Origin of the sequence: Rhizobium sp. AN6A, assembly GCF_900215635.1 — a bacterium.
Taxonomy (GTDB): domain Bacteria; phylum Pseudomonadota; class Alphaproteobacteria; order Rhizobiales; family Rhizobiaceae; genus Agrobacterium; species Agrobacterium tumefaciens.
In genome coordinates this window covers 1,073,733-1,098,125 of record NZ_OCNC01000004.1, presented here as the reverse complement: position 1 = coordinate 1,098,125, position 24,393 = coordinate 1,073,733, and the positions used below count along the sequence as shown (strand labels likewise).

The window sequence follows — 24,393 nt, the reverse complement described above, 5'->3', positions numbered from 1 at the left end:
TTGCAGGAACCTTTCCATGAGCGCATTTTCCCTTTCCGATCTGGAACGCATCGTCGCGACACGCGCCGCCGCCTCCCCCGATGAATCCTGGACGGCCAAACTTGTTGCGGCGGGCCAGGAACGTGCGGCGAAAAAACTGGGCGAAGAGGCTGTTGAGGCCGTGATCGCCGCCATCGCGAAAGACCGCGACGGGCTGAAAAACGAGGCCGCCGATCTGCTTTATCACCTGCTGGTGGTGTTGAAGATCGCCGACATTCCCCTTGCCGACGTCTTTGCCGAGCTGGAGCGCCGGACCGGACAGACCGGACTTGCGGAAAAGGCAGCGAGGCCGACATCATGAATGTCAAGGCAGGCAGCGGGGAGAGAGGCATGCCGAGCACACTCGATCATTTCCGCCCGGATGAATATTCGCCCTATCACTTCTTCAGCTCGGAAGAATGGGCAAAGTTTCGCGCCGACACACCACTCACCCTTTCCGCCGACGAGGTCAAAAGACTGCGTTCGCTGGACGACCCGATCGATCTGGACGAAGTGCGACGTATCTATCTGTCGCTGTCACGCCTCCTGTCATCGCATGTGGAAGCATCGCAGCTGCTGTTCGAACAGCGCAACCGCTTCCTGAACATGGCGGATGTCAACAAGACGCCCTTCGTCATCGGCATTGCCGGGTCGGTAGCCGTTGGAAAATCGACAACGGCGCGTATCCTGAAGGAGCTTCTGGCCCGCTGGCCTTCCAGCCCGAAGGTCGATCTCATCACTACCGACGGGTTTCTTTACCCGAACGAGGTGCTGCGGCGCGAAAACCTGATGGAGCGCAAGGGCTTTCCGGAAAGCTACGACATCGGTGCGCTGCTGCGTTTCCTCTCGGCGATCAAGGCGGGCCAGCCGAATGTGAAGGCGCCACGCTACTCGCACCTGACCTATGACGTGCTGCCCAACGAATTCACTGTCATCGACCAGCCGGATATCCTGATCTTCGAAGGCATTAACGTGCTGCAATCACGCGACCTGCCGGCGGGCGGACGGATCGTGCCGATCGTTTCCGACTTCTTCGATTTCTCGATCTACATCGATGCGGATGAGGACTTCATTCACAACTGGTATGTGAACCGGTTCATGAATCTGCGGCAAACCGCCTTCCGGGATCCGAATTCATTCTTCAATCGCTATGCGTCGATCAGCGAAGAGGCGGCGCTCAGCATTGCCGAGAGCCTCTGGCAGAACATCAACCTGAAGAACCTGCGCCAGAACATCGTGCCCACGCGTCCACGCGCCGATCTTATCCTGCGCAAGGGCAAAAACCACCTGATCGACACGGTGGCGCTTCGCAAGTTGTGAAAGATGCCGCAAAAGCGGCATCTCCATCGCAGCGGTTAAAATCCGTTATTACGCAAGGTCTGGAATGCGCAGAACCTGACCGGGATAGATTTTATCCGGATGGGTCAGCATCGGCTTGTTGGCTTCGAAGATGATGTTGTTCTTGCCGCCATTTGCCTTGCCGTACTGGGCTTCAGCGATCTTCCAGAGATTGTCGCCCTTCTTGACCGTGTAGAAAACGGGTTCCTTCGCCGGCGCTTCTGCCACCGTCAGTTCGCCGGCCTCTACTTTGGAAATGCCGAGCGTATTGCCAACGGCGATGACAGCCTTTTCGAAAATCGACTGATCGGCCACTTCGCCCTTCAGAACGACCTTATCGTTCACCACCTCGACCTGAACCTTGTCGGTGCCGAGATCGTGGGAAGCGAGTTCTTTTTTGACGGCTTCGACATCGGGGGCATCATCACCGCCGATACCAAGCTTCTTTCCCGCTTCCTTGATGAAATTGAACAGACCCATAGCACCCTCCTTGGTTGTAGGAGATTTACCAGACGATATCTGAAGCTCTATGACAAGTGCGAAACATTTTGCCATCCAGCGCGACCTAGTCGCCTGATGGCTTGCCACGCATTTTCTTGACATCCGACCGGCCGGATTTCGCCTTGAGGCGGCGCTCGACGGAACCCTTGGTCGGCTTGGTGGCCTTGCGCACAGGCGGCGGCGGCGCTGCCGCTTCAAGAATCAGTTCCTTCAGCCGTTCACGCGCGTCTTCGCGATTGCGTTCCTGGCTTCGAAACCGGCTCGCCTCGATCATGAGCACGCCTTCTTTCGAAACACGCCGCCCGCCCAGACGCAGGGCATTCGCCTTCACCCGCTCCGGCAGGGAGGGAGAATTGGCGATGTCGAAAAACAGCTGAACCGCCGTCGAGACCTTGTTGACATTCTGGCCACCCGGCCCGCCGGCCAGCACGAATTGCTCCGTCAGCTCCCAGCCGGCGATGGTAATTCGGTTGCTGATGTAAAGCGGGGCGCTGGCCATGTTTTTTCTCCGCGCCGGTGATGCCACAGATCGCGAAAAATGAAAACAAGGGACGAAACGAAAGAACCCGGCACAAGGCCGGGTTCCCCTCCTCCTCATAAACGAGGCTTATTCATTCTGCCGCGAGCAGCAGACCCGGTGCTGCATCGCGCACCTTGCTGTCGACGTGATCTTCGAACTTGGTGAAGTTCGTAACGAACATCGACACAAGCTTCTTCGCCTGCGCGTCATAAGCTGCGCCGTCGGCCCAGGTCGAACGCGGGTCAAGGATTGCGGCATCGACGCCTTCCAGCGACAGGGGCACGGCGAAACCGAAATTCGCATCGGTGCGGAATTCGGCACCCTTCAGCTCGCCGGTGAGGGCTGCCGTCAGAAGCGCGCGGGTCGCCTTGATGGGCATACGCTTGCCGATGCCGTAAGCACCGCCGGTCCAGCCGGTGTTGACCAGCCAGCAGTCCACGCCATGCTTGCCGATCAACTCGCGCAGCAGGTTGCCGTATTCGGCCGGGTGGCGCGGCATGAAGGGGGCGCCGAAGCAGGTGGAGAATGTCGCTTCCGGCTCAGTCACGCCTTTTTCCGTACCCGCGACCTTTGCCGTGTAGCCGGAAAGGAAGTGGTACATGGCCTGTTCCGGCGTCAGCCGGGCAATCGGCGGCAGCACGCCGAAGGCATCCGCCGTCAGCATGATGATCGTCTTCGGATGACCGGCAATGCCCGTTTCCGATGCATTCGGAATGAAGTGCAGCGGATAGGCACTGCGGGTGTTTTCCGTCAGCGAGTTATCGTTGAAATCGGGAACACGGTTTTCATCCAGCACGACGTTTTCGAGAACGGTGCCGAAACGGCGGGTCGCGGCATAGATTTCCGGCTCGGCTTCGGCCGACAGCTTGATCGCCTTGGCGTAGCAGCCGCCTTCGAAATTGAAGATGCCGTGTTCGCCCCAGCCGTGCTCATCGTCGCCGATCAGCGTGCGCGACGGATCAGCCGACAGCGTGGTCTTGCCGGTGCCGGACAGTCCGAAGAACACGGCGGAATCACCCTCGGGACCGACATTGGCCGAGCAATGCATCGGCATGACGCCCTTGGCCGGCAGCAGGTAGTTCAGCACCGTGAAGACCGACTTCTTGTTTTCACCGGCATAGGAGGTACCGCCGATGAGGACGAGACCATTGGTGAGATCGCAGGCGATGACGGTTTCCGAACGGACGCCGTGACGCGCCGGATCAGCCTTGAAGCTCGGCAGATTGATGATGGTCAGCTTCTGTTTGAAGCCTGCCAGTTTCTCCCGCTTCGGGCGGATGAGCAGGTTGCGGATGAACAGCGAATGCCAGGCAAGCTCAGTGACGACACGGGTCGACAGGGCGTTTTCCTCATCGGCACCGCCGATCAGATCCTGAACATAGAGCGTCTTGCCAGCGGCATGGGCCAGCATGTCCTGACGCAGCAGCTCGAAGTTTTCCGGCGACAACGGCTTGTTGTTGTCCCACCAGATAGTGTCTTCGGTGGAAGCATCGCGGACGACGAATTTGTCCTTCGGAGAACGGCCCGTATGCTGACCGGTAACGGCGCGCAACGCGCCATCCGCAGTCAGCTCGGCTTCGCCGTTGCGGATCGCCTCTTCGTACAATTCGCTTTCGTTGAGGTTATAAAAGACGCGGGAGGCCTCGCCCAGTCCGAGTTCCGCAACTCCATTGGCAGGATTATGAACCCCAAGCTCGTTCATGACGCGTTCCTTGTAAATGACGATAAGGCCGTTGAAATTTTCACGGAAAATACGTGGCGGCTTTTAGAAACGCAAGAGTGAAACTTTAAATAACTTAGTGATTTCAATATATTAATCGATTTAAAAGATTTTATTTCTTTTTAAATCGGTTGAAGACGCATTAGAATCCAACTGCGGCGTTTTCCCGGAATTGGCCTAGTCACACCAGGCGATTTGGTTGTGAGTTTTCCTTTGCCACAATTTGTTCCACCTTTATACTCATGAGAGTGGCTCGCGGCGCGCAACCTTGGCTGGGTGGATGTCGGGAGTTATGAGAAAATGACGATGGAGACCAACTACATGCAGACGATCGCGCTTGTCGACGACGACCGGAATATTCTCACTTCGGTATCGATCGCGCTCGAAGCCGAAGGCTACCGGGTCGAAACGTATACGGACGGCGCCTCCGCGCTTGACGGACTGATTGCCCGTCCGCCGCAGCTCGCCATTTTCGACATCAAGATGCCGCGCATGGACGGCATGGAACTTTTGCGGCGTCTTCGCCAGAAGTCGGATATTCCGGTTATCTTCCTGACCTCCAAGGATGAAGAGATCGACGAATTGTTCGGCCTGAAGATGGGTGCTGACGATTTCATCACAAAACCCTTCTCGCAGCGCCTTCTGGTGGAACGCGTCAAGGCCATCCTGCGACGCGCCAGCAGCCGCGAGGCTTCCGCTGCGACCGGCAGCAGCACGCTGAAGCCGACGGCTGATCAACAGGCGCGTACGCTCGAACGCGGCCAGCTGGCCATGGATCAGGAACGCCACACCTGCACCTGGAAGGGCGAGCCGGTGACGCTGACCGTTACCGAATTCCTTATCCTGCATTCGCTTGCACAGCGGCCAGGCGTGGTGAAAAGCCGCGACGCGTTGATGGATGCGGCCTACGACGAACAGGTCTATGTTGACGACCGCACGATCGACAGCCACATCAAGCGCCTTCGCAAGAAGTTCAAACTGGTCGATGGTGACTTCGATATGATTGAAACGCTTTATGGCGTAGGATATCGCTTCCGCGAAGCGGCTTGAACGAGCCGCAATCGGGAGAGACCACCGGAATTGTGGTGGCGAGGACATAGACTTGTTGAAGAAAACGCCGGAAACCGTCTCGGACAGTGACGATGCCGAAGATCGCGGCAGCGAACGCCGCCATCGTATCCATCCGCTGACGATCGTCCGACGCATTTTTGGCAATGCGGTGTTTTCCAGCCTCACGCGCCGCATCCTCTTCTTCAATGTGGCCGCGACGGTCGTTCTGGTCGGTGGCATTCTCTACCTCAACCAGTTCCGTGAGGGGCTGATCGATGCGCGGGTGGAAAGCCTTTTGACGCAGGGCGAGATCATCGCCGGCGCCATCTCGGCCTCCGCCTCGGTGGATACAAACTCCATCACCATCAATCCGGAAAAGCTGCTGGAATTGCAGGCGGGGCAAAGCATCACGCCCGCCCCCAATGACGAGGACTTGAGTTTCCCGATCAATCCGGAACGGGTGGCGCCGGTGCTGCGCCGGCTGATTTCGCCGACACGGACCCGCGCGCGGCTTTTCGATGCCGATGCCAACCTGCTTCTCGATTCCCGCCATCTCTATTCACGCGGCCAGGTCCTGCGCTTCGATCTGCCGCCGGTGACGCCGGAAACCCAAACCTGGGGTGAATGGTTCACCAGCATGTTCAACCGCATGCTGCAACCGAGCAGCCTGCCGCAATACAAGGAAGCGCCCGGCGGCGACGGCTCGATCTATCCGGAGGTGATGAATGCGCTGACCGGCGTGCGCGGCGCAGTCGTTCGCGTTACCGAAAAGGGTGAGCTGATCGTTTCGGTCGCCGTGCCGGTGCAGCGCTTCCGGGCAGTGCTCGGGGTTCTGCTCCTGTCCACGCAGGCCGGCGATATCGACAAGATCGTGCATGCGGAGCGCCTTGCCATCATGCGCGTGTTCGGCATCGCCACGCTGGTCAACATCGTACTTTCCCTGTTGTTATCCTCCACCATTGCCACGCCGCTCCGGCGGCTTTCGGCGGCTGCGATCCGCGTGCGCCGCGGAGCGAGAACCCGCGAGGAGATACCGGACTTTTCGGCGCGTCAGGATGAAATCGGCAACCTTTCCATAGCGCTTCGTGAAATGACGACGGCGCTTTACGACCGTATCGACGCGATCGAAAGTTTCGCCGCCGATGTCAGCCACGAGCTCAAGAACCCGCTGACTTCGCTGCGCAGCGCCGTGGAAACCCTGCCGCGCGCCAAGACGGAAGAGTCCAAACAGCGGCTGACCGAAATCATCTTCCACGATGTCCGCCGCCTCGACCGCCTGATCAGCGATATTTCGGATGCCTCACGGCTCGATGCCGAACTGGCGCGCGTCGATGCATCGCCGCTGGATCTCGACGTTCTTATGAAGGGTCTGGTGGATATCTCCCGCCAGATCAGCACCAAGAAAAAGAGCGTGGCGATCGACTATGTGGCCGACCGGAAGGCGGGAGCCAAAACCTCCTTCGTCGTGAACGGCCACGATCTTCGCATCGGGCAGATCGTCACCAACCTGATCGAGAATGCGCGCTCTTTTGTTTCCGAGGAAAGCGGCCGCATCACCGTGCGCCTTTCCCGTCACAAGGACCGCTGCATCGTGCAGGTGGAAGACAATGGCCCCGGCATTCAGGCCGAGGATATCGACCGGATTTTCGAGCGCTTCTACACCGACCGACCGGCAAGCGAAGGTTTCGGCCAGAATTCCGGCCTTGGCCTTTCCATCAGCCGCCAGATCGCCGAAGCCCATGGCGGCAGCCTCAGGGCGGAAAATGTCGTCGACAAATACGGCGTGATATCAGGCGCGCGCTTCACCCTGTCGCTGCCGGCGGCCGAAACCCATGAACGCTGAACGCTTCAACCTGCACGCAACCGCCATTGTCGTAGACAACACCGGCATTCTCTTCACCGGACCGTCCGGCAGCGGCAAAAGCGAGCTTGCTTTCAGCTTTCTGACGGAGGCGCAACGGTGCGGATTGCCGGCGGCACTGATCGCGGATGATCAGATTTTCGTGTATCGCGACGGCGAAAACATCATCGGCGAGCGGCCGGAAGCAATAGCCGGACTACTGGAATTGCGCGGCAGCGGCATTGTTAACGTCAACAGCGTCCCGAGCGCCGGACTGAATTTCGCCGTTACGACAGTTCTTTCACCGGAAAATCCAAGACTTCCGGAAGATGACGAGGTGTTGTTGCTGCCCTGCGGCGGGCATCTTCCGCTTCTGCGTATTCCGCATTCCAGTCTTACGCCCTATGGAAAATTTGCTGCACTTGCTCAAAATCTTTTTAAAACGAACGTGAAGTGACCATGATTCAGGCGATTTTAGGCTTGCGATTCGCATTTTCCTCATCAAGATGAAATCCCACCGATGGACAGGATTGCCGCGTTGCGATAGTCGGCAATGAGAGTGCGTGTGCAAGGGAGCATTTCATGATCGGACTAGTGCTTGTCACCCATGGCAAGCTGGCTGAGGAGTTTCGCCATGCGTTGGAGCATGTCGTCGGTCCCCAGAAATTGATCGAGACGGTTTGTATCGGTCCCGAAGACGACATGGATCAGCGCCGGCAGGATATCATCGACGCCGTTACGCGCGTCAATGATGGAAATGGCGTCATTATTCTGACGGATATGTTCGGTGGCACACCGTCCAATCTCGCCATCTCCGTCATGAACAACGGCAATGTCGAAGTCATCGCCGGGGTCAACCTTCCCATGCTGATAAAACTCGCCGGCGTTCGCAGCGAAGACAACATGGACAAGGCGCTCCAGGACGCATCCGACGCCGGTCGCAAATACATCAACGTCGCCAGCCGCGTTTTAAGCGGCAAATAAGAAGTCAGCCCATGTCGCCTCACTCCCGCGAATTGCCGATCATCAACAAGCGCGGTCTCCACGCCCGGGCATCTGCAAAATTCGTGCAGATGGTCGAGGGTTTCGACGCGACGATTACGGTGTCGAAGGACGGAATGACCGTTGGCGGCACCTCGATCATGGGTTTGATGATGCTGGCGGCCAGCCCCGGATGCAGTGTCTATGTCGAGGCGAGCGGCAATCAGGCGGAAGAGGCGCTCGCCGCACTTGAGGCACTTGTTGCCGACCGCTTCGGCGAAGAAGCCTGACCCCACCCCATATAAAGACATAAAGACTTCTTTATATCGTTATTGCCAGATCGTTTTTGGCCTGCTAAACCCCTGCTACGTTTAAAAGCCGGGCCAATAGGCATGGCATTTCTGATCTGGAGAACTTCATGAGCCTTGAGAAGGACTACATCATCGCCGATATCAACCTTGCCGCATTCGGCCGCAAGGAACTGGACATCGCCGAAACCGAAATGCCTGGCCTTATGTCCTGCCGCAAGGAATTCGGCGAGAGCAAGCCCCTGAAGGGCGCACGTATCACCGGTTCTCTTCACATGACGATCCAGACCGGTGTCCTCATCGAGACGCTGAAGGAACTGGGCGCGGACATCCGCTGGGCGTCCTGCAACATTTTCTCGACGCAGGACCATGCGGCAGCAGCCATTGCAGCGGCCGGCATTCCTGTTTTCGCGGTCAAGGGTGAGAGCCTGACGGAATATTGGGAATATACCGACAAGATCTTCCAGTGGACCGATGGCGGCCTCTCCAACATGATCCTCGATGATGGCGGCGATGCCACCATGTACATTCTGCTCGGCGCGCGCGCCGAAGCCGGTGAGGACGTTCTTTCCAACCCCGGTTCGGAAGAAGAGGAAATTCTTTTCGCGCAGATCAACAAGCGCCTCAAGGCTTCCCCCGGCTGGTTCACCAAGCAGCGTGACGCGCTGAAGGGCGTGACGGAAGAAACGACGACAGGCGTTCATCGTCTTTACGATCTCGCCAAGAAGGGCCTCCTTCCCTTCCCGGCCATCAACGTCAACGACAGCGTCACCAAGTCCAAGTTCGACAACAAATACGGCTGCAAGGAATCGCTGGTAGACGGCATTCGCCGCGCAACCGACGTGATGATGGCCGGCAAGGTTGCCGTGGTCTGCGGTTACGGCGATGTCGGCAAGGGTTCTGCCGCCTCGCTGCAGGGCGCTGGCGCCCGCGTGAAGGTCACGGAAATCGACCCGATCTGCGCGCTTCAGGCCGCCATGGACGGTTTCGAGGTCGTTCGCCTGGAAGACGTTGTGTCTTCCGCTGACATCTTCATTACCACCACCGGCAACAAGGACGTTATCCGCATCGAGCACATGCGCGAGATGAAGGACATGGCCATCGTCGGCAATATCGGCCATTTCGACAATGAAATTCAGGTCGCTTCGCTGCGTAACCTGAAGTGGACAAACATCAAGCCACAGGTCGACATGATCGAGTTCCCGAAGGGCAACCGCATCATCCTGCTGTCCGAAGGCCGCCTGCTGAACCTTGGCAATGCCACCGGCCACCCGTCCTTCGTCATGTCGGCGTCGTTCACCAACCAGGTGCTGGGCCAGATCGAGCTTTTCACCAAGCCGGGTGAATACAAGAACGAAGTCTACGTGCTGCCGAAGCACCTCGACGAAAAGGTTGCACGCCTTCATCTCGAGAAGCTTGGCGTGCGCCTGACCGAACTTTCCGACCTTCAGGCTGATTATATCGGCATCTCGAAGCAGGGTCCGTTCAAGGCAGAACACTACAGATATTAATTTCATAGTTAATATCCACTGAAATTACACAATATGTAGATGCCGTGCGCTTGACAAAGCGCGCGGCATCTTTTTTGCGCGCTCCCTTTCCGCAGATTTATGAAGACGGTATTGTCATCGAACTTGATTCGGACACGCCAAAGGGCGGCGGGGACGAAATGGGATGTCTTGTCGAAGATGCGGCACATAGGACGGAGACAGACCGGGGATGACGGTTCACAATTCGGATCTGCGCGAGCAGACAGTTCAACGCGTTGAAAACACGCATGCTGGCGTGGCATTGGGCGCGGCCATGGCGCGTTGCCGGCTGGCGATCAGTGCTGTACGGACAGGCTTTGCGCGGCTTCCCGTCCTGATGTCCGGCACTTTTCTCGCCGGCTCTGCAAATGTGGCGCTGGCGCAGGACGGTCTTGTCGCAAAGACCGGTGCGCGGCTGTTTTCATCCGGAGAAACCATCACCTATTCGCTTTTTGTCGGCATGCTTTCGGCAACGCTGTTTTCCGTGGTCTGGCTGGTGCGCCAACGCGGTAATATTGAGGCGGAGAGCGGTGAATACCGCAAGGCGCTGGCAGAATCCCACCACAAGATCGCGAAATACGAGGCGCTTATCTCCGACAAGAGCCGGCGCATCGTCATCTGGGACGGCGTGGACAAGCGCCCCGAATTCCTGGGGCAACTGCCCATAGAGACGGGCGCACCGCAGGCGGATCACGATTTTCTGGCCTTCGGGCGCTGGCTGAAGCCATCATCCGCGAGCCAGCTTGAAAAATCCCTCGAAAAACTTCGCAGCCATGCACAGAGTTTCGATCTGACCATCGAGACGCAGCGCGGCGAAGTCATTGAAGTTCAAGGCCGGGTTTCCGGCGGCAATGCCTTTGCGCGATTCGTCGCCCTCAACAACCTGCGCGCCGAACTGGCCGAATTGCAGGTGGAGCGCGAGCGCCTGATCGCCTCGGTCTCCACGTTTCAGGAACTTCTCGATTCGATCGAACAGCCCGTCTGGCGGCGCAATGGCGAAGGCGAACTCATCTGGGTGAATCACGCCTATGCGCACGCTGTGGATGCGCGCGATGCCGAACAGACCATTCAGGAGAAACGCGAGCTTCTGAACACCGTTACCCGGCAGAAGATACGTGCGGCCGCTACGCCGAGTTCCCCCTACCACGATCGCATTTCGACGGTGGTTTCCGGAAACCGTACCTTCTTCGACGTTGTTGATATCAAGACGGCGGGCGGTTCTGCAGGCATCGCCATCGATGCTACCGAAGCGGAAACCACCCGCGAGGAAATGAAACGGGTTCTGAAAAGCCACGCCGAAACGCTGGATCATCTCGCAACGCCCGTCGCCATTTTCGACGGCCGGCAGCGGCTGCAATTCTACAATCAGGCCTTTGCCAGCCTGTGGGGATTCGATCTGGTTTTCCTGGAATCCGGCCCCGATAATTCCGAGCTTCTCGACAGGCTGCGCATCGCCGGCAAATTGCCCGAGCAGCTGAACTGGAAAAACTGGAAAGAGACGGCACTCTCCGTTTACCGCTCTCTCGATACCAAGACCGATCTGTGGCATCTGCCCAACGGCCAGACGTTGCGGGTCATCGCGACCGCCCACCCGCAGGGTGGCGCGACATGGGTCTTCGAGAACCTGACCGAACAGGTCGATCTGCAAATGCGCTACAACACCTTGGTGAAGGTGCAGGGCGAAACCATCGACCATCTGGCCGAAGGTGTCGCCGTGTTTGGCGCGGACGGACGTATTCGCCTTTCCAACCCGGCATTCAGGGCCCTCTGGGGCGTTACCGCCGAGCAGGCGGAAACTGGAACCCATATCCGCGCCGTGGAGACCGCCTGCACGCAATCCTACGACAAGCCGGATGGCTGGCGCTCTTTCAGCCAGTTCATCACAAGCTTTGACGATGAACGCCCGTCGAGACAGGGAACGCTGGAGCTGCTCTCCGGCCTGGTCCTCGACTACGCCATTATTCCGCTGCCGGATGCGCAGACCATGCTGACATTCGTCAACATGACCGACAGCGTGCGGGCCGAGCGGGCGCTCAAGGAAAAGAACGACGCACTGCTCAAGGCCGACGAGCTGAAGAACGATTTCGTACAGCACGTCTCTTATGAGTTGCGCTCGCCGCTGACCAATATCATTGGCTTCACCGATCTGCTAAAGACCCCGGGTATTGGAGAATTGACGGACCGGCAGGCGGAATATCTCGACCATATTTCCACCTCGTCCTCGGTTCTTCTGACCATCGTCAACGATATTCTCGATCTCGCGACCGTCGACGCGGGCATCATGCAGCTGAACTACTCGGAAAACGATCTCAACGAATTGCTCGATGACGTTTCGGTGCAGATTGCCGACCGGCTACAGGAAAGCGGTATTTCGCTCGAGATCGTCGCACCCGCGCATCTCGGCAGTCTGGTGGCGGATCACCAGCGCCTGAAGCAGATCCTCATCAAGCTCCTCACCAATGCAATCAATTTTGCGCCGGAAGGGTCTTCCGTTCAGCTTTCATGCCAGCGCAGCGAGGGTGACTTCCTGTTCTCGGTGGCGGACAAGGGACCGGGCATCCCCGAAGACATGCTCAAAGCCGTGTTTGACCGCTTCGAGACGCGCGGCAACGGCGGGCGGCGGACGGGCGCTGGCCTTGGCCTTTCTATCGTGGAAAGCTTCGTCAGCCTGCATCACGGCACTGTCAGCATCGACAGCCGGCCCGGCAACGGCACCATCGTCACCTGCCGCATTCCTTCGGGCGTGCACCCGCATTCCATCGCCGCAGAATGAGTGACGATATCCTGCCGATCACCCTTTCCCTCGATGGGGAAAAGGACACCATCCGATTAGGCGAAGATCTGGCGCTGGCTTTGGGAGCTGGCGATTGCCTCGGGCTGATCGGAGATCTCGGTGCGGGCAAATCCACCCTCGCCCGCGCCTTCATCCGGGCGATGGCGGATGCACCTGATCTTGAAGTTCCAAGCCCCACATTCACGATCATCCAGACCTATCCAACACGTATTCCCGTTGCCCATCTTGATCTGTACCGATTGTCTGACGTCTCGGAACTGGACGAACTCGGCATCGATGAGATGCTGGAAGACGGTATCTGCCTGATCGAGTGGCCTGATATTGCCGCCGAGATCCTGCCGCCAAACCAGACCATCAGCCTGCGGCTGGAACACTCCGGCAAAGGGCGTCTGGCTGTAATCGATGCTCCCGCGAAACAGAGAGCACGGCTTGAGCGCGTTTTTGCCATTCGCGATTTTCTTGCGAAAAATGGCAAGGGCGATGCGACCCGCCATTTTCTAAGCGGAGATGCTTCCACACGCGCCTATGAGACCATTTCCACCGATGGTCCGGACCTTATCCTGATGGACTGGCGACGCCCTCTAAGAGGTGCGATCGTTGCGGATGGCAAGACCTATGCGGAAATCGCCCATCTTGCCCAGGATGCCCGTTCCTTCGTGGCGATCGGCAATTATCTGCGAAATAGCGGCTTTTGCGCGCCTGAAATACTGGCGGCGGATACCGATCAGGGCATTCTCCTCCTGGAGGACCTCGGGCGGGATGGGGTGCTTGCGCCTGACGGAACGCCGATAGAGGAACGTTATCTGCAAAGCGTCGCCTGCCTTGCAGGCCTTCATCAGGCACCGCGGCCCGATCTGCTGCCGGTGGGTGACAGCAGTACCTATAAGGTTCCGCCCTTCGACCGGCAGGCGATGAAGATCGAAGTTTCGTTGCTGGTAGAATGGTATCTGCCCCATAAGCGTGGCAAGCCGCTTACCGATAGCGAAAAGAGCGACTATTACGCCCTATGGGACAGGCTGATTGATACGCTCGCCGATTGCGAAACGGGGCTGCTGCTGCGCGATTTCCATTCGCCGAATATTATCTGGCAAGAGCATAATGCAGGCATCCGGCAAGTCGGACTGATCGATTTTCAGGACGCGATGATCGGCCCGACGGCCTACGATCTCGCCTCCATCGTGCAGGATGCGCGGGTTACCATTTCGCCCGAACTGCAGGAACGCCTGCTTTCGCACTATCTCGACATTAGACGAGACGAGCCGTCCTTCGATGAGGCGTCCTTTCTCAAGGCTTTCGCCATCATGTCGGCGCAGCGCAACTGCAAGCTGGCCGGTATTTGGGTAAGGCTGTTGGAACGCGATGGAAAACCCGGTTATATGAAACATATGCCAAGGACGTTTCGCTATCTTTCCGCGGCGCTTTCGCATCCCGAACTGGCACCGCTCAAAGACTGGTGCGTCCATATGGGCATGGAATTTTAAAGACTGAAAGACGGTTGACCACGATGACGATCAAGAACGCGATGGTGCTGGCCGCCGGGCTCGGCACCCGGATGCGCCCGATCACGGATACGATCCCGAAACCGCTCGTCAAGATCGCCGGCAAACCGATGATCGACTACGCGCTCGACGCCCTTGTCGAGGCCGGCGCCGAGAAGATCGTCGTCAACGTCCATCACCATGCCGATCAGATGATCGCCCATCTTGAAACCCGTACCGACGCCGAAATCCTGATTTCCGACGAGCGGTCGCAGCTGATGAATTCCGGTGGTGGACTTGCCAGGGGCCTGAAACTTCTGGAGCCAGGTCCCGTCTTCGTCATGAATGCCGATCTTTTCTGGATTGGCGAACAGCTGAATGCCGTCAGCAACCTGCGCAAGCTTGCGCAATTCTTCGATGCCACGCGGATGGATATGGCGATGCTCTGCGTCGATATGGACCGTACCACCGGTCATAACGGCAAGAGGGATTTCAACCTCTCTTCGGATGGTAGACTGGCGCGGTATCGCGACGGGGACACGAACCCGGTGGTTTATGCCGGGGCCATTGCCATGGATTCGCACCTGCTGGACGATGCGCCGGGGGATGCTTTCAACCTGAATATCTATTTCGACAGCGCCATCGAGAAAGACCGGCTTTTCGGGCTTTCACTGGATGGCCACTGGATCACCGTCGGCACTCCCGATGCGATAGACGATGCCGAAAGTATCATCCGGCAATTCAGGGAAAAGCGCTCTGCATGACTTTGACCCATCACGCAAAGCGCGTCCTGACGATCGCTGCGGGAACACCGTTCCTCAAAACGCTCGCGGAAACGCTGTGTGACGGGACACTGACAGCCGGCTATAAATACGACCCTGCGGATCCGCTTTCGCTTGCCAAGGTGACAATCTATGTTCCAACCCGGCGCTCCGCTCGCGTGCTGCGCTCAGAGTTTGTCGATCTTCTGGGCGGCCGTTCCGCCATTTTGCCACTGATCCGGCCGCTCGGCGAAACCGATGACGACAGCGGCTTCTTCGAGATCGAAAATCCTGAGATCATGGATCTGGCGCCGCCGATTTCCGGCACCGGCCGGCAGATCGAGCTGGCGCGACTCATTCTGGCGTGGCGCAACAGCCTGCCGGACGCCATCAGGGCCATCCATTCGGACTCACCACTCGTCGCCCCCGCCAGCCCTGCCGACGCCATATGGCTGGCACGCGCGCTTGGCGAAGTGATCGATGCGATGGATACGGAAGAAAAGGAATGGGAGGCGCTCGCGCATCTCGATACCGGCGATCACGCCCAATGGTGGCAGCTGACAGCGGATTTCCTGAAGATCGCCAGCGTGTTCTGGCCGGCCCGTCTTGCCGAACTCAACCGAAGCTCCGCAGGCCGGCATCGCAACGGCATCCTGAGGGCGGAGGCGAACCGGCTTGCCAACCTGCCGGACACCGGACCGATCATCGTTGCGGGCTCCACGGGCTCAATTCCGGCAGCAGCAGACCTTATCGCCTCTGTCGCCTCCCTGCCCCAGGGCGTCGTCGTGCTTCCGGGCCTCGATCTTACGATGCTGGAGGAACAATGGGAGGCCATTGCCGAGGACCCCACCGATCCTTCAAGCCGCACCCATTCGCAATACGGGCTCTACATGCTGTTGCAGAAGCTCGACATCATGCGAGACGATGTCGTTCAGATCGGCGCCATCGATAGCGATCTTGAAAAACGCGCGGCGGTTTTTTCGGCAGCACTTGCTCCTGCCAAATCCACCAGCGGTTGGAACCGCTGGCGTGAGGACAAGCAACCCGGATTTTTCGACGATGCTTTTGCGGCAGCGACCCTGATAGAAGCTGCCAACGAGCGCGAAGAGGCAACCGCAATTGCGGTGGCGCTGCGGCTGGCGCTTGAAGCACCGGGCGCTGGCCGCCCGTCTCAGGCAGCGCTGATCACGCCCGATCGCGGACTGGCCAGGCGCGTGGCGACGGAATTGCAGCGCTTCGGTATCGAAGCCGACGATTCCGCCGGTACGCCGCTTTCCGCCACGCCGCAGGCCGGACTGACGCAACTCGCACTGGAAGCGATCTTCAGGCCCGGAGATCCGGTGCCGGTCATTTCCCTTCTGAAACATCCGCTCAGCCGTTTCGGGCTTTCGCTGGAGGCTTTTACAAAAGCATCAAAGGCGTTGGAATTGATCGCACTTAGAGGCGGCCGCGTCGAAACCGAAATCGGCAATCTGGAGGCGGTTCTCGATGCGCAACTGGCGGCGCAGCGCGATGACCGGCATCCGCCTGCCTGGAGGCTGGCACTGCCAGAGGGAAGCGTAGACGCCGCGCGCGATCTGGCTCGCCGGATCGCCGTTTCGACAGAGGCGCTTGGCAGCGCATTCGTGCGTCGCGACCGCTCAGGCCGGTCTTTCACGGACAAATTGCCGCTTTCCGATTGGGCCGAGCGGACGGGCCGGGTGATCGAAGCCATCTGCGCGGATGACAACAACGATCTTGCCCCTCTCTGGTCCGGCGAGGCAGGCGACAAGCTTTCCGGCCTGTTTGGCGAATTGATGGAAAGCGGCGAAATCCTTGATGCGGATGGTCCGCAATGGGCTGATATCTTCGCGGCACTGGTGGCTGGCGAATCGATCAAGCCGCGATCCATGCGCCATCCGCGCATTTTCATTTTCGGTGCGCTCGAGGCACGACTGCAAAGCGTCGACACTGTCGTGATCGGCGGTCTCAATGAAGGGCTTTGGCCGGGCCAGACGGCAAACAACCCGTTTCTGTCCCGCAACATGAAGACAGCCATCGGCCTGGAACCGCCGGAGCGGCGCATCGGCCAGCTGGCGCACGATTTCGAGATGGCGAACGGGACACGGCAGATTTTCTACAGCCGCGCGCTCAGACAGGGCTCGACACCCGCAGTCGCATCACGCTGGCTGCAACGGTTGCTGGCACTCGGCGGCGAGGATTTTGCCGACCAGCTGAAGAAGCGCGGCGAGACCTATCGCCACTGGGCGGCCTTGATGGATGCGAGCATCGATCAGGAAGCAGCAAAGCGCCCTGCCCCCAAACCCCCGGCCGACTTGCAGCCGAAGAGCTATTCCTTCAGCGAAGTGGGCAGGCTGCGCCGCGACCCCTATTCAATCTACGCGCGGCGTATCCTGAAGCTCAACCCGCTTGATGGTTTCAACCGCGATCCCAATGCCGCCGACCGTGGCACGCTCTATCATGCAATCATCGAGCGCTATTCCCGCGAGGGGCATATTCCCGGCACGCCGGCATCCCTCGAGGCCATGCAGCGTATTCTGGATGAAAGTTTCGACGCGGAAGATCTTCCTGCACATGTCGATGTCATCTGGCGCCCGCGATTCGAGGCGGTGGCACGCGCCTTTATCGACTGGGAGAAGGAACGACATCCATCCATCCGCAGCAGCTTTTTCGAGGCGCGTGCCGGACAGGAAATCCCCGAGGCAGGCATAAGGCTGACCGGCATCGCCGACCGCATAGATATCAAGACCGGCGGTCAGGCGGATATTATCGACTACAAAACGGGGCTTGCGCCTTCAGTCAATCAGGCGCGCGCGCTGCTCGACCCGCAGCTCGCGCTGGAAGCGGCAGCACTGATGCGGGGCGCTTTCCGCGAGGCGGGTTCGCAGACACCGGAAAACCTTATCTATGTGCGCCTGCGGCCGGGTACCCGTTTCTTTGCCGACCAGGTGAACAACGAGCATTCCAGCCGGAGCGGCAAAAAGGGTCCGAAATCGGCAATCGAGCTGGCAACCGAATCCATCGATCAGCTGGCCAAGTTCGTGCGTTCGCTGCGTGATGGCGAGAACGGTTTTGCCTCGCGGCTGGTGCCGGAGGAGCAGCAATCCTACGGTGGGGAATATGACCACCTCGCCCGGGTTTCGGAATGGTCGACGGCAGAACCGGGAGACGGCGATGATGATTGACCCTATCGATCACGGGCCCGCCACTGATAGCCCGCAGAGCTGGATCGACTGGACGAGCGACCGGCAGCGGCTCGCCTCCGATCCGGCAAGTTCTGCCTGGGTTTCGGCCAATGCCGGTTCCGGCAAGACCCATGTGCTGACCCAGCGCGTCATCCGTCTGCTTTTGGCCGGGTGCCGACCCGCCGCAATTCTGTGCCTCACCTATACCAAGGCTGCGGCGTCCGAAATGTCGAGCCGCGTTTTCGACCGCCTGGCGGAATGGGCTACGTTGCCGGATAACGATCTTGGGGATCGCGTCGCTGCCATCGAAGGAAAGATGCCGGATCGCATCAAGCTGGCCGAAGCACGGCGGCTGTTCGCCAAGGCGCTGGAAACGCCCGGTGGGCTGAAGATTCAGACGATCCACGCCTTCTGCGAAGCCTTGTTGCATCAGTTCCCGCTGGAGGCCAATGTCGCCGGCCACTTTTCCGTTCTTGATGACCGCGCCGCAACTACCCTGCTGGCCGAGGCACGTCGGTCGCTTTTAACGGCGGTTTCGACGGAGGGAGACACCGATCTCGCGCAGTCTCTCGCCTATGTGCTTGATTTGGCGGACGAAAGCGGGCTCGAATCACTACTCACCGCCATCATCGCCAATCGCAGCGCCCTTCGCGCCTTTTTGATCGATGCAAAACAGGCTGATGGCATCGATGCCCAGTTGCGGCAGGCAATGCAGATAGACGCGGGTGAAACCGAAGAAACGGCAGCGGCGGCATTCTGGCCCTTGCCCGGTCTCTCCGGGCTTTCCCTCGATACCTATCTGACGCTTGCTGACGAAGTGGGCGGATCGCGCGTCATAGATGTCGCTTATGCCCTGCGGGAAGCGAAACGGCAGACGGATTCCGTGCGGCGCATGGAATTCATCGAAGCTGCGCTGTTGACAGCCAAGGGCGAAAAAAAATCCGATGCCTATGTCATCAACAAGGGCATGCAGAAATCCGCACCCGATCTCGTCGACGCGCTGACGCTTGCGCGAGACCATGTTGTTGCCTGTCGCAACCGCTATCGTCTGGTGCGAATGCTGGAGGCAACGAAATGCGCGCTTGTTCTGGCTGAGAGACTGATCGGCGATTTCGAGGATCTGAAAAAACAGCGAAGCCAGCTCGATTTTGAGGATCTGATCGAGCGCGCCGCCAATCTCCTCAACCGCGATACGGCAGGCGCCTGGGTGCATTACAAGCTAGATCAGGGTATCGACCATATTCTCGTCGATGAGGCGCAGGATACCAGCCCTGTGCAATGGTCGATCATTCAGTCGCTGGCGGCGGATTTCTTCAGCGGCGAGAGCGCCCGCATGGGTCGGCGCACGCTTTTTGCCGTGGGCGATGAAAAACAGTCGATCTATTCGTTCCAGGGCGCGCGGCCGGAACGGTTTTCGCAGGAGCGCGACGAGACCAAAAGGCGTGTCGATTCGGTGGAGCAGGCATTTCACCGCATCCGCCTGCCGCTGTCCTTCCGTTCAACGGAAGATGTGCTGGCCGCCGTCGATCAGGTCTTTTCGGACCCGAAAAATGCCAGCGGCCTCAGTGCCGATAACGAGCCAGTCGAACACCGCTCCAACCGCGCCGGCCACCCCGGCACCGTGGAAGTCTGGGATATGGTGGCGCCGGAAACCGCCGAAGACGAAGAAGACTGGACGGCACCTTTCGATGCACTTCGGGAAAGCGCGCCGGCCACCATCGTTGCCCGCCGGATCGCTGCGCGCATTGCCGGCATGATCGGCAACCAGACAATCATCGAAAAGGGCGTGGAACGCGCTATTGAGCCCGGCGATATTCTTGTGTTGGTCAGAAAACGCCATGCTTTCGTCAATGCGCTGACCCGTGAGCTGAAACGGTGCAAGAACATTCCCGTCGCCGGTGCCGACCGTCTTCGCCTGACCGACCACATCGCCGTGCAGGACCTTCTGGCGCTTGGCCGTTTTGTCGTGCTGCCTGAGGATGACCTTTCTCTGGCCGCCCTGTTGAAAAGCCCGCTTTTCAATCTCTCCGAAGACGATGTTTTCGACGTCGCCGCTACGCGATCCGATACGGAGAGCGTGTGGCAGAGATTGCAGACGCTTTCGCAAGACGAGAACAGCCGCTTCTTCGCAGTCGCCAACAACCTCAAAAACTTCATCGCGCTTTCGAAAACGGCAACGGTGCATGATTTCTTCGCCGCGGTTCTGACCCTGCATGACGGGCGCAAAAAGTTCCTGGGTCGTCTCGGCAACGAGGCCAGCGACGTTCTGGACGAGTTCCTGTCGTTTGCGCTTGACCATGAAAGGACCGGCTTGCCCGGCCTGCAAGCCTTCCTATCCGTTCTGGAAACGGATTCGCCGGAGGTGAAACGCGAACAGGACAAGGATCGCGGTGAAGTGCGGATCATGACCGTGCACGCCTCCAAGGGTCTTGAAGCGCCTGTCGTTTTTGTGGTCGATGGTGGTTCGAAAGCCTTCAACCACAGCCATGTCCCGAAACTGCGCTTCGTTGAAGCAGACGGGGATGCCTTTCCCGTCTGGCTGCCTGGCAGCGGCTTTTCCAATCATCTCATTCGCGCTGATGAGGAACGCCTGAAGACAGCCGCGGAAGACGAATATCGCCGGCTGCTTTATGTCGCGATGACACGCGCTGCCGATCATCTGGTCGTTTGCGGTTATCGCGGCCAGAAGGAAAATCCCGAATGCTGGCATGCCGTCGTCAAGGCCGCACTTGCCGGCAATGAAAAGCACTGCCAGCCGCAACAGTTTATGGCCGATGGTGAAGAGTGGCAGGGGCTTGTCTGGCGTAAGTCCGATGCTCGTTCGACCCCCGCTCCGCAAAGGCTGCCTGAACCACAGAAGCAAGAAGAATACGCTCTTCCGGCGGGGCTTCTTACCCCCTTGCCCGCCCTGCCATCATTGCCGAGGCCACTCAGCCCTTCCGGCGCGGGCACCATCATTGATGACGGTGCGGACGATCTTGCCGTGCGTTCGCCGCTTTTCGGCGAAAAAGCCGATGTCTCCTCGCTGGCTCTGCAACGCGGTCGGCTGGTGCATCGCATGCTGCAGGCCCTGCCGGATTTTGCCGAGAGTGAGCGGGAAGAGGCAGCCCGCCGCTATGCTGAACGCGCCGCACGGTTCTGGCCGTCTGCCGAGCGCGAAAATCTGATACGGGCGGTTTTGCGGGTCATGTCCGAACCAGCGGTGCAGCCGGCATTTTTGCCAAATAGCCGCGCAGAAGTTTCCATTATGGGGACCATGACGATCGGCAGGCAGCATTATGCGGTTTCCGGCCGTATCGACAGGCTGGCAGTGGATGGCGACCGCGTCATTCTGGTCGATTACAAGACGAACCGCGTTCCGCCGCGCGACGCGCGCGCGATACCCTTCTCCCACACGGCACAGCTTGCCATCTATCGCGAAATTCTGTCACCGCTTTATCCTGGCAAGGAATTTGTCTGCGCGCTGATTTATACGGAAAATGCCGCTTTTATGACGGTTGGTGACGATGCCATGATGCAAGCCCTTGCCGCAATAAAGACAAAGTGAGATACCGGGGGCATTGAAATTTCGACGCGCCCGCATCACATCGATAGTGGAAAAGATTCACTGAAAGGAGAGCCAGATATGGCTACCGTAAAAGTCGACGCCGCCAACTTCCAGTCCGAAGTCCTCGAATCCTCCGAACCAGTCGTGGTGGATTTCTGGGCCGAATGGTGCGGCCCTTGCAAGATGATCGCGCCGAGCCTTGAAGAAATTTCGTCCGAGCTTGCCGGCAAGGTTAAGGTCGCAAAGCTCAACATCGATGAAAACCCGGAACTGGCTGCCCAGTTCGGCGTTCGCTCCATCCCGACTCTTGCCATCTTCAAGAGCGGCGAAGTGGCTGACATAAAGGTCGGCGCTGCGCCCAAGACAGCGCTTTCGGCCTGGATTTCCGGCGCCGCGTAAGCGATTTTCCATGGAATAAAGAAAAGCCCGGCAGCGATGCCGGGCTTTTCTTATTCGGGAACCGTACCGTTCAATGCAAGCGCGTTTCCGGCAAGATAAAGCGAGCCGCCGATCAGGATGCGCGGCGGCGGCCCTTCGGGATCGAAGCGACGCGATAGCTCGTCCAGTGCCTCGGTCAGCGAAGATGTAGGTGCCGCAACCAGACCGGCATCAAAGGCCGCATGGGCAAGCACGACGGGATCGATTGCGGCATCAGTACCGCCGATTGGAACCGTGAAGACATACTCCGCGATATCCGCAAAAGCCTTGAAATAGCCGACCGGATCCTTGGTGTTGATCATGCCGGCAATGATGAACAGCGGGCGCGGTGTCTTTTCTTCAAACCCCGCCATTGCCTCGGCAATGACTTCGCCCGCGCCGGGGTTGTGACCACCATCGATCCAGATTTCCGCATCCTTCGGAGCGATTTCAGCGATTTTTCCGGTTAGGACACGCTGAAGACGGCCGGGCCATTCCACTGTTGTCATGGCCTTTTCGATCATCCGCTCCGTCACCTCAAAACCGGCAGCCTTGATGGCCCGGATCGCGGCAGCGGCATTGGCAAGCTGGTGGCGACCGGGAAGACGCGGCAGCGGCGCATCGGTCAGGCCGAATTCATCCTGGTAGACCATACGGCCGAATTCTTCATGGGCGGAAAAATCCTGCCCATAGACTGATGCCGGGCAACCAAGACGCTCAGCCGTGGAAACGAGGGTATCCAGCGCCGCATCATACTGCTGATGACCAATGACGACGGGGGAACCTGACTTCATGATGCCGGCCTTTTCGGCGGCAATCAGTTCCACCCGGTCGCCGAGATAGGCCTGATGATCGAGCGATATCGGCATGATAACGGAAACGGCCGGATGGTTGATCACGTTGGTCGCATCGAAACGTCCGCCAAGACCTACCTCGACCACGGCAGCATCTGCCGGATGCTCCGCGAAGAGCAGAAACATCGCGGCGGTCAGAATTTCGAAAACCGTTATCATCTGGCCACCGTTGGCAGCTTCGATGCGGCGCAGCGCATCCGCAAAGACGGCATCATCGACATAACGGCCTTTTTCGCCGGAAACGCCGATGCGATAACGTTCATGCCAGTTCACGAGATGCGGAGAGGTGTGAACGTGCACGGAAAGTCCTGCCGCCTCCAGTAATGCGCGGCAAAAGGCCGTAACCGAACCCTTGCCGTTGGTGCCTGCGACATGAATAACCGGCGGCAACCTTTTCTGAGGGCTGCCTAGTTTTTCCAGAAGACGGGAAATTCTGTCCAGTGAAAGATCAAAACCCTTGGGGTGAAGCTGCATCAGCTCTTCGATGATCTTTTCGGCCTCGCCGATTGCGGGCTTCGTCATATCTTCTGTTCGCCTTTCAGGCGTTGTCTTGGCCATTTGTCCGCCGCACCCGAGATGAAATCATGCAACGTATAACGTCATCCCGAAGGCGCTTCCCGCCTCCGGGCGACATATTTTTCCGTCAGGCCGAAGCCGCAAGCGGAATGACCGCGTTTGCTTCTGCCGGAGCCTTCGTCATGATCTTGAGAAGGCTTGCCAGCGTATCGGGAATCTCGCGGCGATCGATCACCATGTCCACCATGCCGTGCTCCAGCAGGTATTCGGATGTCTGGAAGCCTTCCGGGAGCTTTTCGCGAATGGTCTGCTCGATCACACGCTTGCCCGCAAAGCAAATCTCGGCGCCCGGCTCGGCGATGTGCACGTCACCCAGCATGGCATAGGAGGCCGTGACACCACCCGTCGTCGGGTTCGTCAGAACCACGATGTAGGGCATGCCTGCTTCTTTCAGCATGTTGACAGCAACCGTGGTGCGCGGCAGCTGCATCAGCGACAGAATGCCTTCCTGCATGCGGGCCCCACCGGAGGCCGGGAACATGACCAGCGGGCAACGCTCGGAAATGGCGCGCTCGAACGCCTTGACGATGGCTTCGCCGGCCGCGATGCCGAGAGAACCGCCCATGAACTGGAATTCATGCACGACGGCAACGATCTTCAGGCCTTTCAGGAGGCCAACGCCGGCAAGGATCGTATCTTCCTGCTCGGTCTTCGTGCGGCTGTCGCGCAGACGGTCGGTGTATTTCTTGGAATCGCGGAACTTCAGCGGATCCTGCGCTACCTTCGGCTGCGGCAAGGCCTCATAGACGCCACCATCGAAAAGATCGACGAGACGCGCCTTTGCCGGCATCTTCATGTGGTAACCGGAAGCCGGAATGACCCACTTGTTATCTTCCAGATCCTTGTGGAAGACCATCTCGCCCGTTTCCGGGCACTTGATCCACAGGTTCTCAGGAACCTCCGGGCGGCGGCCAAGCATGGAATTGATCCGGGGCCGTACGTAATTGGTGATCCAGTTCAACTGACTACTCCTGAC

Annotated in this window: 19 protein-coding genes; 14 read left to right on the top strand and 5 right to left on the bottom strand. The window is 58.8% G+C overall.

From position 1 onward, the window contains the following. Nucleotides 1-16 precede the first annotated feature (16 nt). Both CRO62_RS17840 and coaA read left to right on the top strand, forming a co-directional pair. Nucleotides 17-340: a phosphoribosyl-ATP diphosphatase gene (locus CRO62_RS17840; protein WP_003516295.1), complete on the top strand. Its 324-nt coding sequence runs from the start codon at nt 17-19 to the stop codon at nt 338-340. After that, the gene (coaA, locus tag CRO62_RS17835; RefSeq protein WP_179784563.1) at nt 337-1,338 is read left to right on the top strand and encodes a type I pantothenate kinase; all 1,002 of its coding nucleotides are present in this window, start codon (nt 337-339) and stop codon (nt 1,336-1,338) included. The genes CRO62_RS17840 and coaA overlap by 4 nt, the downstream gene beginning before the upstream one ends. Nucleotides 1,339-1,386: 48 nt before the next feature. Here coaA and lysM read toward each other — a convergent pair whose 3' ends face one another. From lysM to CRO62_RS17820, 3 genes are all read right to left on the bottom strand, one after another. Beyond that, nucleotides 1,387-1,836 (bottom strand): peptidoglycan-binding protein LysM, encoded by a 450-nt coding sequence (lysM, locus tag CRO62_RS17830; protein ID WP_003516300.1) that lies wholly within the window; start codon nt 1,834-1,836, stop codon nt 1,387-1,389. 85 nt (nt 1,837-1,921) lie between these two features. Beyond that, nucleotides 1,922-2,356 (bottom strand): alternative ribosome rescue aminoacyl-tRNA hydrolase ArfB, encoded by a 435-nt coding sequence (gene arfB / locus CRO62_RS17825; RefSeq protein WP_019565930.1) that lies wholly within the window; start codon nt 2,354-2,356, stop codon nt 1,922-1,924. Between the two features lie 112 nt (nt 2,357-2,468). Continuing rightward, nucleotides 2,469-4,079: a phosphoenolpyruvate carboxykinase gene (locus tag CRO62_RS17820; protein WP_003516305.1), complete on the bottom strand. Its 1,611-nt coding sequence runs from the start codon at nt 4,077-4,079 to the stop codon at nt 2,469-2,471. A gap of 339 nt (nt 4,080-4,418) precedes the next feature. On the opposite strand from CRO62_RS17820, the gene chvI reads away from it, so the two are divergent. The 12 genes from chvI to trxA all read left to right on the top strand — a co-directional run bounded on the left by chvI (nt 4,419) and on the right by trxA (nt 21,969). Continuing rightward, entirely contained in the window at nt 4,419-5,147 is a 729-nt protein-coding gene (gene chvI / locus CRO62_RS17815; RefSeq protein WP_045020579.1) for a two-component system response regulator ChvI, read from the top strand. A gap of 52 nt (nt 5,148-5,199) precedes the next feature. Further along, entirely contained in the window at nt 5,200-6,990 is a 1,791-nt protein-coding gene (gene chvG, locus CRO62_RS17810; protein WP_013635194.1) for a two-component system sensor histidine kinase ChvG, read from the top strand. Continuing rightward, a complete protein-coding gene (locus CRO62_RS17805) occupies nt 6,980-7,444 on the top strand; it encodes an HPr kinase/phosphorylase (RefSeq protein WP_097101056.1) in 465 nt (154 codons plus the stop codon). Before chvG ends, CRO62_RS17805 begins: the two co-directional genes overlap by 11 nt. Nucleotides 7,445-7,569: 125 nt before the next feature. Beyond that, nucleotides 7,570-7,971, top strand: coding sequence for a PTS sugar transporter subunit IIA (locus tag CRO62_RS17800; RefSeq protein ID WP_003516318.1), 402 nt, complete (start codon nt 7,570-7,572; stop codon nt 7,969-7,971). An 11-nt stretch (nt 7,972-7,982) separates the two neighbouring features. Then, nucleotides 7,983-8,258: an HPr family phosphocarrier protein gene (locus tag CRO62_RS17795; RefSeq protein ID WP_003516321.1), complete on the top strand. Its 276-nt coding sequence runs from the start codon at nt 7,983-7,985 to the stop codon at nt 8,256-8,258. Nucleotides 8,259-8,386: 128 nt separating this feature from the next. Continuing rightward, a complete protein-coding gene (gene ahcY, locus CRO62_RS17790; protein WP_003516323.1) occupies nt 8,387-9,787 on the top strand; it encodes an adenosylhomocysteinase in 1,401 nt (466 codons plus the stop codon). Between the two features lie 208 nt (nt 9,788-9,995). Beyond that, nucleotides 9,996-12,578 (top strand): sensor histidine kinase, encoded by a 2,583-nt coding sequence (locus tag CRO62_RS17780; RefSeq protein ID WP_097101055.1) that lies wholly within the window; start codon nt 9,996-9,998, stop codon nt 12,576-12,578. Further along, nucleotides 12,575-14,080, top strand: coding sequence for a tRNA (adenosine(37)-N6)-threonylcarbamoyltransferase complex ATPase subunit type 1 TsaE (tsaE, locus tag CRO62_RS17775; RefSeq protein ID WP_097101054.1), 1,506 nt, complete (start codon nt 12,575-12,577; stop codon nt 14,078-14,080). Before CRO62_RS17780 ends, tsaE begins: the two co-directional genes overlap by 4 nt. A 23-nt stretch (nt 14,081-14,103) precedes the next feature. Next, nucleotides 14,104-14,841, top strand: a complete 738-nt coding sequence (locus CRO62_RS17770) for a nucleotidyltransferase family protein (protein ID WP_097101053.1) — start codon at nt 14,104-14,106, stop codon at nt 14,839-14,841. Further along, on the top strand, nt 14,838-18,023 hold the full coding sequence (addB, locus tag CRO62_RS17765) for a double-strand break repair protein AddB (protein WP_097101052.1): 3,186 nt from the start codon (nt 14,838-14,840) through the stop codon (nt 18,021-18,023). Before CRO62_RS17770 ends, addB begins: the two co-directional genes overlap by 4 nt. Then, nucleotides 18,013-21,570 (top strand): double-strand break repair helicase AddA, encoded by a 3,558-nt coding sequence (gene addA / locus CRO62_RS17760; RefSeq protein ID WP_097101051.1) that lies wholly within the window; start codon nt 18,013-18,015, stop codon nt 21,568-21,570. Before addB ends, addA begins: the two co-directional genes overlap by 11 nt. Nucleotides 21,571-21,648: 78 nt before the next feature. Beyond that, complete coding sequence (trxA, locus tag CRO62_RS17755; RefSeq protein ID WP_003516334.1) at nt 21,649-21,969, top strand: thioredoxin; 321 nt, start codon at nt 21,649-21,651, stop codon at nt 21,967-21,969. Nucleotides 21,970-22,019: 50 nt separating this feature from the next. On the opposite strand, the gene CRO62_RS17750 is transcribed toward trxA, so the two are convergent. Both CRO62_RS17750 and accD read right to left on the bottom strand, forming a co-directional pair. Next, nucleotides 22,020-23,399, bottom strand: a complete 1,380-nt coding sequence (locus tag CRO62_RS17750; RefSeq protein WP_179784562.1) for a bifunctional folylpolyglutamate synthase/dihydrofolate synthase — start codon at nt 23,397-23,399, stop codon at nt 22,020-22,022. Nucleotides 23,400-23,484: 85 nt separating this feature from the next. After that, nucleotides 23,485-24,378 carry an acetyl-CoA carboxylase, carboxyltransferase subunit beta gene (gene accD, locus CRO62_RS17745; RefSeq protein WP_013635186.1) on the bottom strand — a complete coding sequence of 298 codons (894 nt, stop codon included), beginning with the start codon at nt 24,376-24,378 and terminating at the stop codon, nt 23,485-23,487. Nucleotides 24,379-24,393: the final 15 nt, after the last annotated feature.

What these genes read in the sequence shown, in the direction of transcription:
- tsaE (WP_097101054.1), top strand. Translation starts at nt 12,575, where the DNA reads ATGAGTGACGATATCCTGCCGATCACCCTTTCCCTCGATGGGGAAAAG.
- addA (WP_097101051.1), top strand. Translation starts at nt 18,013, where the DNA reads ATGATGATTGACCCTATCGATCACGGGCCCGCCACTGATAGCCCGCAG.
- ahcY (WP_003516323.1), top strand. Translation starts at nt 8,387, where the DNA reads ATGAGCCTTGAGAAGGACTACATCATCGCCGATATCAACCTTGCCGCA.
- addB (WP_097101052.1), top strand. Translation starts at nt 14,838, where the DNA reads ATGACTTTGACCCATCACGCAAAGCGCGTCCTGACGATCGCTGCGGGA.
- CRO62_RS17805 (WP_097101056.1), top strand. Translation starts at nt 6,980, where the DNA reads ATGAACGCTGAACGCTTCAACCTGCACGCAACCGCCATTGTCGTAGAC.
- CRO62_RS17750 (WP_179784562.1), bottom strand. Translation starts at nt 23,399, where the DNA reads ATGGCCAAGACAACGCCTGAAAGGCGAACAGAAGATATGACGAAGCCC.
- CRO62_RS17800 (WP_003516318.1), top strand. Translation starts at nt 7,570, where the DNA reads ATGATCGGACTAGTGCTTGTCACCCATGGCAAGCTGGCTGAGGAGTTT.
- trxA (WP_003516334.1), top strand. Translation starts at nt 21,649, where the DNA reads ATGGCTACCGTAAAAGTCGACGCCGCCAACTTCCAGTCCGAAGTCCTC.
- arfB (WP_019565930.1), bottom strand. Translation starts at nt 2,356, where the DNA reads ATGGCCAGCGCCCCGCTTTACATCAGCAACCGAATTACCATCGCCGGC.
- CRO62_RS17770 (WP_097101053.1), top strand. Translation starts at nt 14,104, where the DNA reads ATGACGATCAAGAACGCGATGGTGCTGGCCGCCGGGCTCGGCACCCGG.
- CRO62_RS17795 (WP_003516321.1), top strand. Translation starts at nt 7,983, where the DNA reads ATGTCGCCTCACTCCCGCGAATTGCCGATCATCAACAAGCGCGGTCTC.
- CRO62_RS17840 (WP_003516295.1), top strand. Translation starts at nt 17, where the DNA reads ATGAGCGCATTTTCCCTTTCCGATCTGGAACGCATCGTCGCGACACGC.
- CRO62_RS17780 (WP_097101055.1), top strand. Translation starts at nt 9,996, where the DNA reads ATGACGGTTCACAATTCGGATCTGCGCGAGCAGACAGTTCAACGCGTT.
- CRO62_RS17820 (WP_003516305.1), bottom strand. Translation starts at nt 4,079, where the DNA reads ATGAACGAGCTTGGGGTTCATAATCCTGCCAATGGAGTTGCGGAACTC.
- coaA (WP_179784563.1), top strand. Translation starts at nt 337, where the DNA reads ATGAATGTCAAGGCAGGCAGCGGGGAGAGAGGCATGCCGAGCACACTC.
- lysM (WP_003516300.1), bottom strand. Translation starts at nt 1,836, where the DNA reads ATGGGTCTGTTCAATTTCATCAAGGAAGCGGGAAAGAAGCTTGGTATC.
- chvI (WP_045020579.1), top strand. Translation starts at nt 4,419, where the DNA reads ATGCAGACGATCGCGCTTGTCGACGACGACCGGAATATTCTCACTTCG.